Genomic DNA, 11,787 nt, shown 5'->3' with positions numbered 1-11,787 from the left:
GTTCAATTGCCCGTCGGTGAAAATTCGGGTCCGAGCGGGAGCGACATCAGATCGACCACGCCCTTCTCGACCGATTTCCCTTGGTAAAGCACGTTGTAGACCTCGCGCGTGATCGGCATATCGACTCCGAGCTTCACGCTCAGATCGCGCGCGCTTTTGGTGGTGCGCACACCCTCGGCGACGTGTCCGAGCGAGCGGAGGATGTCGGTGAGCTTGCGCCCTCGGCCGAGCTCCATGCCCACCGTGCGGTTGCGCGAGAGCTCGCCGGTGCAGGTGAGCACCAAGTCGCCCATGCCCGCGAGCCCCGCCAAGGTGAGCGCCGAGCCGCCGCGCGCCATCGACAGGCGCGCGATCTCGGCGAGGCCGCGGGTGATGAGCGCCGCGCGCGTGTTGTGGCCGAGCCCGAGCCCATCGACGGCGCCGGCCGCCAGCGCGATGACGTTCTTGAGCGCGCCGCCGCACTCGACGCCCACCACGTCGTCGCTGGCGTAGAGGCGAAGGTAGGGCATGTGGAAGCGCTGCATGACCCGATGCCGGACGCTCTCGTCGCGCGCGGCGATGACCACCGCGGTCGGCAGATGGGCCGCCAGCTCCTTGGCGAAGCTCGGGCCGCTCAAAAAGGCGAGGTTGGGGGCCACATGGGCCGGCAGCTCGTGGACCAACACCTCGTCCATGAACTCCAAGGTGTCGTTCTCGATGCCTTTGGTGGCGCTCACCACCAGCACGTCCTCGCGTATGTGACGGGCCGCGAGGCGCGCCACGTCCCTCGTGGCATGGCTGGGAGCCACGAAGACGATCATGTCACAGCCATCGATGGCGCCGGCCATGTCACTGGTGGCCTCCAAGGTAGCGGGGAGCGGTGCGCCGGGGAGGTACCGGCCATTCTCGCGCGTCTGGTTGATCTGCTCGGCGAGATCGGCGCGACGGCTCCAGATGACGACGCGATCTCCTTTTTCAGCCAATACTTTACCGAGCGCGGTGCCCCACGCACCCGCCCCCAGGACCGCTACTTTGCCCATGACGTCGACAATATCACGCTCGGGCATGGCAAGGGCGGACTTGGGTGTGGCGGAAAGGTGATAGGCATAAACCAATGAAACGAGATGGCCGGCTTTCAGCGGTTTCTGCGAGGAGAGAGGCTCTTTTCCGGGGGCTCGTGGCCGTCCTGGTCTCGGGGTTTTCGCTGACGGCCGCCGGGTGTGCGGGGGCGGGGCAGAAGATGCTCGCGATCATCGAGGGGCCCCTCAACGATCCCTCCAACAAATCGTTGCGGCGCTCGATCATGGGCTACGGGCTCAAGGAATTTTGCCACCAGATGACCGTGCACAACGCGCCGCTCAAGTTGAACGAGGACTCGCCGGTCATGGGGCGATTCTTTCCCACCAGCTGCGCCCAGCGCGAGACGCCCGACGGGAACCTGTACGTGACCTTCTCCGGCACGGGTTACGCGTGGACCAACGTCACCAAGAAGCTCTCGTTCACCAGCAACGGCGCCGTCGAGTACGATCAGGATTTCCGGATGGATGGGAGCACCATGTATGCGTACTTCCAGACCAAGAAGCTGGGGGCGAGCGACTTCGATGTGCGCATCATCGAGCAGCCGGTGGCCAATTTGCTCAACCAGATGAACCCCGTCGCCGACACCTTCGGACGGCAGCTCTCGAGCACGATGCTGTCGCAGGGCTTCACGGTCATCCGCGAGGCCAACGGCACCGCCGATTTTTCGGTGGGCCACGTGGAGCGGGGAAAGCGGCCCGTTCACCCGTACGACGTGAGGGGCGAGGGCCGCATCACGTACGAGAACCTGCGCACGGAGGTGCATCAGAATCAGCGCGACTTCATCGGGCCCATCGAGGTCGAGGACTCGGGCCGCGCGCTCTACTTCGAGGGCACGGTCGATGGCGGCCAGCCCGTCGATGTGCTGTTCCTGGGGCAGAAGGACGGCGAAGCGTCGCTCAAGCTCTATTTGGATTACCCGATGAGCGGGCCGCTCTCCGGCAATGTCATCGCGGGGGACGTGATGCGGCCGGGGGCGCCGTTCAAAAAGGTCGTGCCCGTCCCCAAGGGCATCTACTTCATCGTGCTGGACAACACCCCAACCGCGGGTCAGGTCGCTCCGCCGATGAATCCGCTCGACGATCGCGCGGCGGCCGTGAGCTATGTCGCTCAGATCGGAGAAGTGCCGTGATGAAAGAAAGCGGCGAAAAAAACGGGAAAAAAGTGGGGAGGTGGACGAAGGCGCGGCCATGCGACGTGTGCGGCGGCGGGCCCGCGGCGCGCGGGCCATCACGCTGTCGAGGGGCGCGGGCATGGGCTCGGAGGGGAATCGGAGGCCCATGAGATCGGTACTTCAGAAGCGGAAAAATCACCGGTATACTGAGGTCACGTGAGCTCGCTCGACCCCTTCCGCATGATTGGAAAGACTCTGGCGGGTCACTTCCTCGTCCAGAGTTTGGTCGGCGAGGGACGCTCGAGCGTCGTCTACAAAGGGCTGCACATCGGGCCAAAAAAGGCGGTCGCGCTGAAGTGCTACAAGCTCGGCGCCTGGCTCGACGGCGGCACGGCCGAGACGTTTCTGCGCCGCTTTCGCGAGGAGAGCAAGGCGAGCTCGCAGATCTCCAAAGAGCAGCCGTTCTTCGTGCGGAGCATCGGCAGCGGCATGACCACCAGCGACGAGGGGGTGTACATTCCGTACTCCGTCCTCGAGTGGCTCGATGGTCGCTCCCTGGGGCGCGAGCTCGCCGAGCGCCGGGCGCGCGCCGAGTCCACGCGTCCGCTCACCGAGCTGCTCATGCGCCTCGAGCCGGCGGTGAAGGTCGCGCTCGCGCACGCGCACAAGCAGAAGATCCTTCACGGGGACATCACGCCGGGGAGCTTCTTCTTGCTCGACAAGGAGCCCGCGCCGGGCGTGAGCATCAAGCTGCTCGATCTGGGCACCGCCAAGGTGGTGCGCGATCTGGCCCGTGAAGTCGCGCCCAAGGCGGCGCCGCAAGCGCTCTTTTCGCCGGGCCACGCGGCGCCCGAGCAGCTCGATCCCAAGCTGGGCGAGTGGGGACCGTGGACCGATGTCTATGGTCTGGCCGTGGTGCTGCTGGAGGCGATGCTGGGCCGGCCGGTGGCCGAGTCGGTGCAGGGCAAAGACGCGGCGAGCATCGTGCTCGATCCGAAGAAGCGCCCCACGCCGCGCAACTTGGGCATCTCCGTGTTCGACCCCGTCGAGCGCGTGTTCGCCAAGGCGGTGGCGCTCTTGCCAGCCGAGCGATGGCCGAACGCGTTCGAGTTCTGGTCGGAGCTCGAGGACGCCGTGCGCGCGGAGGAGCCCACGCGGCGCGTGCTCCCCACGAAGATGGAGGAGGACGAGCCGGAGGCGTCGACGGAGCCGCGCCCGGGGTTGGCCCGCCCGCCGTACACGACGAGCGACGATACCTCGCCGAATGGGTTGCTCATCGAGCCGGCGGGGTTGCCTCGTTCGGTGCCGCCGCAGGTGGGGCCGTTGGCTGCTGCATCGAGCAGCACGTCGAGCACCGCGCCAAAGGCCGGTCCGACCGACGTCACGGGGCTCAAGCCGCCGGTGGCTCCGCCGCCTGCGCCGCCGTTTCGGCCGATGGTGGCGCCGCCGGTGGTGGGCATGGGCGTGCAAGTGCCCAAGGCTCCCGTCGCGGGCGCGGCCGGCGCGTCGAATGTGACCAACGTGGGCAACGTGGCCAACGTGACAGGCGCGGCGGGCGTCCAGGCTTCGGCCGGGCTTTCGCATGTCGCGAACCCGCCGTCGTCCGGCTCCGGGGGGCTGTTCAAGATTCCCCCGCCGACGCCTCCCCCCGCCACGCCGAAGAAGGTGCAAACGCCTCCGCCGCCACCGCCGGTGCGCGTGTCGTCGGCGCCTCCGTTGCCGCAGCCCGTTCCCACCATCGGGGAGAGCCCATCGCCTGCGCGTGCCTCATCGCCCGATATGGCGGGTGTCCGCGGCTCGTCGCCGGACTTGTCCGGTGCGCGCGCCTCGTCGCCGGATCACATGGCGGGTGGAGGTGCCAGCGGGCGCGCGTCCCAGCCGCATGCCATTCCGCGTCCGATGGCGAAGCCGGCGGGCGCGGGCGGCGCGGCTTCGGCGCCGGCATCGCCGACCACCATCCGCAGCTTTCCGGCGGCCGCTCCCAAGCCGTCGCGGCCCGATCTTTCGGCGCTGAAGCCCGTGGCGTCGCAGCCGCTGATCGCGCCGTCGCCGCTCTCGCCTTCCGGCTCCGGCTCCGCCTCCGTGCGTCCGAAGCCGGAGCCGGTGGAGGTGCGACGCGATACCCCGACGATGCCGCTCGAAGCGGTGCCCGATACGCCCCGCGTTTCGCCGCCGCCCGCGTCCCCGCCCACGCCGCCTTCTCCACCGCCGGCGCTGGAGACCACGCGTGCCGCGCATGCCGCACCTATCGCACCCGCCACGCCGGCCGCGCAAGCCGCGCAGGCGGAGCCCGCGGACGAGTTGGATGCGAATGCCACTACATCGCCCGACGGGGTGCGTCCGGTTCGCGAGATGGTGCCGCCGCCGAAGACGAATGTCGCCGTCGGGAACCTGCCCACGGTCATCGTCGACGATCCCGAGCAGCGCAAGGAGCTCGCGGCGCGGCAGCGCGAGACGGTGCGCATCGCGATGCCTCCGCCCACACCGGCCGTGCCTTGGGAGGCCACGAACCCCAACAGCCAGAGCGCCCCCGCGCCTTCATCGGCGGGGGAGTCGGAGGCGCTCGCTCCTCGCCCGCGACCGGTGCGAAAGCGTCGCGGGTTGTGGGTGGTGGCGCTGCTGAGTTTCATCATCGTCTTCCTGCTCGGCGCCGTGTTCATCGCCCTCTGGCATTACTCGACCGATCTCACGTGATACTTTGGCTCGCACCCGCGGCATCACCCCGCGCACAAGGTAAATAAAGAAGGAGAGCGCCCATGGCTGATTCACCGACCCCGCTTCGTCATGCCGAACCGGAAAAGCGTGACGACGCGACCCTCGCCCAGGAAGCGCAGGCGCACCTCGGAAAGAGTCCGGCGCTCCAGCTGGTGGCGGAGCTCCTTCAAAAGCTGCGGGTCGGCGGTTTCACCTGGTGGACACCCGAGCAAGTGCGCTCGCTGTGGCCTGCCTCGGTGCGTATGGGATGGCTGGCGCAGCGCCCCGACATTCGCCAGCGCATCACCACCGGCTTGACTGGCCTGGCTCCTCGCGCAGCGCGCAACAAAACGCCCGAGTTCCAAGGCGCGCTCATCGACTCCGTCATCGAGGACGGGGACGTGAGCGTCAAACAGTTCGACGATGCGTTCACGGTCGAAGAGCTGGCCGTCTACGGCCCCACGCCCGAGCTCTGGTCCAAGTTCCGCGAGCGCACGCCGTGGGATCAGGACACGCCCTCGCACCAGGAGCTGGTGGCGTGGCTCTTCGAGGCGTTCCTCGCGTCGCAGAGCTCCATCGGCGGTCACTCGCGCAAGCCGATTCTGACCTCGCTCGCGCTGCGCACGGCCATCCCGGGAAAGATTTGGCATACACGCATCCCGCTCGAGGTGCGCGTGGCCATCGATGATTTGCGCTTTCAGCGCGAGAAGGTCAAACCGAGCGAGGCCTTCCACGCCATCCACGACCTGAGCGTGGCCACGCCTTCCATCATCGCGTCCAACATCGCGCTGCGCGAGCTGACCCGCGTGGTGGACGTGGCCGAGAAGTCCATGGGCTACAACGGGAGCGTCCCCGGCAAGCCCGCCACCTTGCCCATGGGTGCAAACAGCGGCGTCGGGAATGTCCCGTCGCAGCCGGGCTTGCGGGCCGCGAGCGCAACCGGAAAATCCGAGGCGCCGAAGGGCGAGGGTGCGGCGGGCGCGGCAGGCGGGGGAAACGCAAACGCGACGACCCCGACCCCGGGACGGGCCGCGGCCGACGAAGACTTCGCCTTCGACGATGACCCCGACTCCGACGAGAAGACCGCCGAGCACGCAGGGGGACGGAAGCGCGAACCGGTCGCGGACGCCAAGCGTCAGTGACCGCGGGGAGCGTCCGGCCTCGCCTTCGGGGGAGCCTTGGGCGTAGGATAAAGGAGCGAGAACGCCGCGGGGGAGGTGCCAGAATGGTAGCTACTGTTGCTCTAGCGCGAAGGTGGGTCTATTAGGAGCCGAAGGCCTCTGAGCCCGCGATCCCGGCGCAGATCCCGCAACCATTCGAATGAGTTCCTCCGCGCACGAACAAGACGACGCTTCCAACGAGCGACAGCGCGGCGACGAGGAGCTCGGCGTCGCCCAGGCGCGGGGCAGTGAAGGCCCATCGAGCGAACCGCCGCCCCCCCCATCCATGGGCATGGGCGGCCGTTCGGTGAGCCCCGACGACGGACCGTCCTCCTCGCGGCTCCTTCGCTCCCTTTACTTCGGCGGCTGGTTCGTCCTCGTCCCGCTGCTTCTAGCGTGTTTGACGATCTGGGCGCTGACCCCGCAGAGCGGGCTGGACCACGAGGGCATTCTCGGCTGGATCGAGACCGGCGTCCGTGAGCAGCCCGTTCCCATCGGCATCGCGCTCTTTGCCGTCTTCGAGATGGCCATCTACGCGATTCGCTTCCGGCTGCCGCTCTCGCGGCACGCCCATCCGCCCTTGCGCGAGGACATCCCCGAGGGGCTGCGCACCACCTTCGAGCGCGCCCGCGGTCTGCTGGACGAGGCCGAGGTGATCCTCGCCCGAAACGAGAAGGCCATCGCGCGCGATCTCTCGTTGAAGGAGCGCGACAAGCTGCGGGCGGAGCTCGAGCGCCTGCGCGACACCATGAAGGCCACCCCGTTCCACGAGGAGAGCTTCCTCGAGGCGCTGGTGCTCGCCGACGGCGAGGTCGACGTGCGCCTCGGTCGCTGGCGCAAGAGCGAGGTGCGCGAGTACGTCGAGTCGATCCTGGTGGCCGTCGCGGTGGCGATGGCGCTGCGCGCGTTCGTGGTCGAAGCGTTCAAGATCCCCAGCGGCTCGATGATCCCGACGTTGATGGTGGGCGACCACATCTTCGTGAACAAGTTCACCTACGGTCCGTCGATCCCGTGGACGCACGCGCGGGTGTGGAAGAGCCTTCCGCCCAACCGCGGTGACGTGATGGTCTTCGCGTTCCCCGAGCACCCCGAGCAGGACTTCATCAAGCGCGTGATCGCGCTCCCCGGTGATCGGCTCGAGGCCAAGGGCGGCCACCCTTGGATCAACGGGTGGGAGGTTCCGCACTGCCTGGTGGGCGTCTACTCGTACAGCGAGTTCGACACGCCGACGGGCCGCCGCGAGGGCGATCTGTTCGTGGAGTACTTGGGCGACGAGACGTACCTGACCCTCTACGATCACATGGGCGGAAGCCCCGATCCGCAGGGGCCTTACTTCGCCAAGTCGGGCGAGGTCTGGGTGATGGGCGACAACCGCAACAACAGCCACGACTCGCGCCTGTGGTTCGGTGGCCAAGGCGGGGGCGTTCCGTACGAGAACATCCGCGGGCGCGCGCTCTTCGTGTGGTTCAGCGTGTCGGACTCGGGCATGGCCTGGTCGCGTTTGGGCGCCACCGTGATGGGGCGGCCGCGTCTGCCGGTGCACACGCCGTCGCTCGATGCGGGCCTCGCCAAGTGCTTGCGCGAGCGTCCGGCGCAGACGAACCCTCCTCCTCCCGGCCCGATGAAGGGCGAGCTGCAAACGCGCACCGGCGGCAGGGAGTTCGACGCGCCATAGCGCGCGCCGTCCCACGGGGCTAACCTCTTCGTATGATCCGGCGTTCCATCCTCCGCATGTTCGTAGGCGTCGCGCTCGCGGCGGGCGCAACGGGAGCGGTCTGCGGCGCCGTAGGGTGCAAAACCCTCGAACACGGCGCCGCCAAAGATCCGCAGAAGTGCGAGCGCGATCCGGGCTGTACGAGCAAGCAGGAAAAGTCGAAGGACTGCGCCACCGCCTGCGCCGACAACATCGAGTGCATGGAGCGGTGCCAGCAGGTCAACGGGCGCAGGTAGTTTCGGGGCGGGTGGCGGTGCGTTTCAGCTCATCGGAAATGGGGCAACGCTACCGAGACGATGGAGCGTTCGGCGGAGGCTCCCCCCAGCTCGCAGAGACGCCACGGATTAGCGTTTCCTCCGGCCATGCATCGTCGCGTTCTGCCTGAACCGACGCTGGGACGGCGCCAGACAAGCCTGCCGAGACGACACCTTGGCTGCCGCCCTGATAGTGCACCGCATGATAGTAACAACCCGCTTGCACCACCCCGACAGATTCGCGAACGGTAAAGCCAGGATCGTAATATCCGCACGCGAGGCGCTCGAGCTGAACGTCCGCTCCGAGGTCGATCCTGGTATCGGCAGTCACCTGTGAAGGCATGAAGATCGGCTGGAGCCCATGTACGTCTTCACGCGCTCCCACCACCTTCTGGATACGCTGCAATATGTTACCGATGGGGGCTGAAGTCTGGACGCGCCCCGTTAGCGCGTACTTGGGCCAGTCGTATCGAAATGATTCGACGGACCCATCGCTCAGAAATGTCAGGATGATCTTCGAGCCGGTGCCCACGACGGGAATACCATTGATTTCGCGGCTAAAGACCACCCGATTGGCGGAAACGACGGTCGTTGTTTCACCGGAGCCATCGGTCTTTCCGCCGCTGTCGGAACGGTACGCTACCGTCTCGGGGACGAGGGTTTCGCCCGGTTCGAGCACGATGACGCTCGTGAGTTTGCTCGCGATGAAGGCGCGCCCTGCAGACTCGAGGGCAGAGGGGGTCATAGCTTTCGTTGCATCCGTTGCCAGAGCGCGCGCTCTGCCGCGCGCATCGTCGTTCGAATATTCCGCGGCGCTGCCGTCATTCGCCAGAATGTCGAGGCGCCAAGACGCACCCTTCGCTCGAAGACGAGCGGCGCTGCGCTCTTGCGTGACTCTGCCACACCCGCTGCCGCAGAGCGAAATCTGAAGAGATGTCAGCGCCGCGTCGCGCGTTCCACGCGGAACGCGATGGATAACGGATAATGACGGTACGCTCATTCCTCGCTGCATCGAACGGATCGCGTTCTCATCGGTGCGCGCAAAATTTTGTTTCGAGTGAGCCGCGGCGGGGAGCAATACAAGCCCTGATGCGAGTCCAATGTATCGAACGATTCCCATTTGGCACGACAATTCCATTGTCGTTGACACCACCAATCAATTCGCCCATCGCGCAACGGTATGGTCTCGAGCAGGTTACTGGCCCGAACGTTGTCTTTTCGCCACGAACAATCCGCCTGGTTGACACCCGTATTGATGCTGGCGGGCGTATTGCTGTTATCGGCGTACCACGTCGATTCGAGCCATGCGCGGTCGATGGGCTCCCCGTCCCACATGCGGGAAGCAAACTCCGTAGCTGACTGCGCGTTCCCTGAAAATAGTTTGTGATGTCCGCCCAAGGTCATCACGAGCCCTCCTTCGAACGCACGGCGCCATCGAGTCCACGTGTTTGCGTCGAATGCGTGAGTATCGCAAGCGAACGTCGTAAAGACCATGTTTTGACGGCTCGACGCGCCCAATCGCATGTTCGCAGTGATGGCGTAACTATTTTGGTCCCACATTGCGAAGAACGAGGACGAAGCATTGCTGCCGCCGTGAGTATTCATGTAAAAAAAGTCGACCGAGTCGACGAAGCCGCACGCCCATCCACATGTGTCCGGAGTGTGAAATCCGGCGGCCGCTCCGTGGAGATTGTACTGGAAGCCACGCCGGGCCCAGCCCATCCCATTGTAGAAATTATCGCACCGGCGCCACACGTCGTTGTTGCCGACGTCCTTCTGCCAATTATTCTGATATTCCTGTTGGCATCGAACTCCGACCTGCACATTCGAGAGCGAGCTCCAGGCGATCTTGGCGCTGTCGACGTCCTCCTTTTGTTCCTGTTGTCGGTCTTCTACTGCACAAGCGCCCGTCGCTGCGGCAATCAAGGCCGCGCCGGCGCCAGTTCGTAACCACTTCATGGGCGGTGACTCCTTGTTTCATGGATGGCGGCAATCCGTTGAGCCGCGCGAGGGGGCCCCTCGCCTCCGCGGCGCGTTGCCGGGGGAATCGTAGGGTTGCGCCGAACCGTTATTCGGGTGGGCACGTCCGGCGCAGTAAAAGCCAAAGAACCATCAATCGATCTCCGGAGCGTCCTCTTGGAGCACGATACGACCGCGTGTGACCCCCGCGACGTATACGCACACGCGCCCGCGGGCGGAAACATAGCCATCGGCACCTGCTTGGATGACGTAATCCCCTTGGCTCAGGTTGCTGAGCCGGAAGGTGCCGCGCTCATCACTCGAGGCGGCCAGCTCGGGGTGGGTCGGTCCGGATATCACGACGATCACCGCATCAGCGATCGGCTGATTTCCCGTGGTCGTGACTTTACCCAAAATCATGCCCATGAGGCTTCTCCTATCTTGGTTACGTCCGATCACGATGGCAGAGAATTTACCAAGCTTTGATTGGACTGATTGGACCGTCCAACGTCGTTACAGTCCTTCTTTTCTCCAACGCTGCAGGTTCTCGAAAACTGGCTGAGTGATGCGCGTTGCCGAATTTCCATTGGGCGAGCCGTTGGTATGAATGCCGACCATGATCCGTTTCTCGTTGAGCCGGACCCAGACTGGGCTGCCAGACTGTCCACCCATCGAATCAATGTCGTATATTAGTGTTTGTGACTTTACTGCCTTGGCCTTGCGTCCATGATACCATATGGTCCCGGCCGGCCTGTCACCAGGATACCCTGCCAGGTTTAGCCTCGCGCTCTTGAGCACGGTGTCCGAATAAGTCGCGAAGCCGAAGGCGCTCGGCCGTTGCTTCTTCGCATAGTCATACGGCAGGATAATGGCTGCGTAGTCGTATTCTCGTTTGCGCATATTGACCCAGCCGCGCACCGACCGCAGTCCGACCGCCTTGCACTGTCCAAATGAATTATTGCTCCCGTTGCGCCCGGGGGTGACCGTAATCGATCGGGCCCAACCTCCCTGCGTGTGCATGTAGACGCAGTGACCAGCGGTGACGACAGTCCGCGGGCCTACCAGCGCCCCCGAACCGAGAAATCGACCGCCGTCTGCCGACTCGATTTGCAGGTGGCAAATACGCTTCCACGGGACGGCGTTGCTATTCACGATTTGCACACGGTCGTCCTTGCCGATGATGACCTCCAATTGCTGGACAATCGCGTCCAGCGCCGCCTCGTCAACGACGTTCGCCTCCTCCCGTGTCGTCTCGGTGCCGCGCCGTATCGACCGTCGGCGACCACCGAGCCGCTGCATCACCGGGCCGACGAGCTTCGGCAGGTTCCGCACCGCAGCTCCTGCAAGCGCTGGAATCGCGGACTTCACCAGAGGTAAAACTAGTGGTGCCATGAATGCGAAGAACTCCTCCTGTTCTGCTTTCGTCGCCTCGGCGTACCACGCGTCTACGGCCGCCTCTTCGGCTGCTTCCTCAGCCGCCGCTTCCGTCAGGGATGATTCGTCCCAACCCTCGACGGCTTCGAATTGGCTCTCCTCGCTAGACCCACTCTCGACACCAGGTTCGAAGTCGACACTTGCCGGACCGAAACGGAACGCAAAGCCTTCGTCCGTCTCGCCGTTGCCCTCGTCGCCCTGCTTCGGGCTTGTACCGAGCGCCGTGCGAATCGTATATGCGACCGGCGCGTGCGCGTTGGCTTCAGCCCCCTCGCCCGAGGCTTCCTCCGAGCTTTCTTGTCCACCCAACTCATCAACCACACGTTCGTCGGTGCTCGTTGTTTCGGTTTTATCGATATTTTCGAAATGTCCATTATTCATGGCACTCTCCTCCGGTTACTG

At 65.2% G+C, this 11,787-nt stretch carries 10 protein-coding genes; 5 read left to right on the top strand and 5 right to left on the bottom strand.

Features of this window, described 5'->3' with window-relative positions; translation table 11 throughout:
• Window positions 1-2: 2 nt before the first annotated feature.
• Window positions 3-1,019, bottom strand: coding sequence for an NAD(P)-dependent glycerol-3-phosphate dehydrogenase (locus LZC94_31810; GenBank protein ID WXB12421.1), 1,017 nt, complete (start codon window positions 1,017-1,019; stop codon window positions 3-5).
• A gap of 137 nt (window positions 1,020-1,156) precedes the next feature.
• Between LZC94_31810 and LZC94_31805 the strand changes: the two genes are divergently transcribed.
• From LZC94_31805 to LZC94_31785, 5 genes are all read left to right on the top strand, one after another.
• Window positions 1,157-2,188: a hypothetical protein gene (locus LZC94_31805; GenBank protein ID WXB12420.1), complete on the top strand. Its 1,032-nt coding sequence runs from the start codon at window positions 1,157-1,159 to the stop codon at window positions 2,186-2,188.
• Between the two features lie 198 nt (window positions 2,189-2,386).
• The gene (locus tag LZC94_31800; GenBank protein ID WXB12419.1) at window positions 2,387-4,864 is read left to right on the top strand and encodes a hypothetical protein; all 2,478 of its coding nucleotides are present in this window, start codon (window positions 2,387-2,389) and stop codon (window positions 4,862-4,864) included.
• A gap of 62 nt (window positions 4,865-4,926) precedes the next feature.
• On the top strand, window positions 4,927-6,006 hold the full coding sequence (locus tag LZC94_31795; protein ID WXB12418.1) for a hypothetical protein: 1,080 nt from the start codon (window positions 4,927-4,929) through the stop codon (window positions 6,004-6,006).
• Between the two features lie 178 nt (window positions 6,007-6,184).
• The gene (gene lepB, locus LZC94_31790) at window positions 6,185-7,699 is read left to right on the top strand and encodes a signal peptidase I (GenBank protein WXB12417.1); all 1,515 of its coding nucleotides are present in this window, start codon (window positions 6,185-6,187) and stop codon (window positions 7,697-7,699) included.
• Between the two features lie 32 nt (window positions 7,700-7,731).
• Entirely contained in the window at window positions 7,732-7,974 is a 243-nt protein-coding gene (locus tag LZC94_31785) for a hypothetical protein (protein WXB12416.1), read from the top strand.
• Between the two features lie 49 nt (window positions 7,975-8,023).
• Here LZC94_31785 and LZC94_31780 read toward each other — a convergent pair whose 3' ends face one another.
• The 4 genes from LZC94_31780 to LZC94_31765 all read right to left on the bottom strand — a co-directional run bounded on the left by LZC94_31780 (window position 8,024) and on the right by LZC94_31765 (window position 11,766).
• Window positions 8,024-8,992: a hypothetical protein gene (locus LZC94_31780; GenBank protein ID WXB12415.1), complete on the bottom strand. Its 969-nt coding sequence runs from the start codon at window positions 8,990-8,992 to the stop codon at window positions 8,024-8,026.
• The gene (locus LZC94_31775; GenBank protein ID WXB12414.1) at window positions 8,989-9,951 is read right to left on the bottom strand and encodes a DUF6345 domain-containing protein; all 963 of its coding nucleotides are present in this window, start codon (window positions 9,949-9,951) and stop codon (window positions 8,989-8,991) included. Before LZC94_31775 ends, LZC94_31780 begins: the two co-directional genes overlap by 4 nt.
• 153 nt (window positions 9,952-10,104) lie before the next feature.
• Window positions 10,105-10,377 carry a carboxypeptidase-like regulatory domain-containing protein gene (locus LZC94_31770; protein ID WXB12413.1) on the bottom strand — a complete coding sequence of 91 codons (273 nt, stop codon included), beginning with the start codon at window positions 10,375-10,377 and terminating at the stop codon, window positions 10,105-10,107.
• A gap of 87 nt (window positions 10,378-10,464) precedes the next feature.
• On the bottom strand, window positions 10,465-11,766 hold the full coding sequence (locus LZC94_31765) for a serine protease (GenBank protein ID WXB12412.1): 1,302 nt from the start codon (window positions 11,764-11,766) through the stop codon (window positions 10,465-10,467).
• Window positions 11,767-11,787 lie beyond the last annotated feature (21 nt).

The organism is Sorangiineae bacterium MSr11954 (genome assembly GCA_037157815.1).
Lineage (GTDB): Bacteria > Myxococcota_A > Polyangia > Polyangiales > Polyangiaceae > Pendulispora > Pendulispora albinea.
The sequence above is the reverse complement of the archived record's forward strand: the minus strand, read 5'-3'. Positions and strand labels throughout refer to the sequence as shown.

Coding starts and splice junctions, on each gene's coding strand:
- LZC94_31810 (WXB12421.1), bottom strand. CDS start 1,019: ATGGGCAAAGTAGCGGTCCTGGGGGCGGGTGCGTGGGGCACCGCGCTC.
- LZC94_31795 (WXB12418.1), top strand. CDS start 4,927: ATGGCTGATTCACCGACCCCGCTTCGTCATGCCGAACCGGAAAAGCGT.
- lepB (WXB12417.1), top strand. CDS start 6,185: ATGAGTTCCTCCGCGCACGAACAAGACGACGCTTCCAACGAGCGACAG.
- LZC94_31785 (WXB12416.1), top strand. CDS start 7,732: ATGATCCGGCGTTCCATCCTCCGCATGTTCGTAGGCGTCGCGCTCGCG.
- LZC94_31780 (WXB12415.1), bottom strand. CDS start 8,992: ATGAGCGTACCGTCATTATCCGTTATCCATCGCGTTCCGCGTGGAACG.
- LZC94_31775 (WXB12414.1), bottom strand. CDS start 9,951: ATGAAGTGGTTACGAACTGGCGCCGGCGCGGCCTTGATTGCCGCAGCG.
- LZC94_31770 (WXB12413.1), bottom strand. CDS start 10,377: ATGGGCATGATTTTGGGTAAAGTCACGACCACGGGAAATCAGCCGATC.
- LZC94_31765 (WXB12412.1), bottom strand. CDS start 11,766: ATGAATAATGGACATTTCGAAAATATCGATAAAACCGAAACAACGAGC.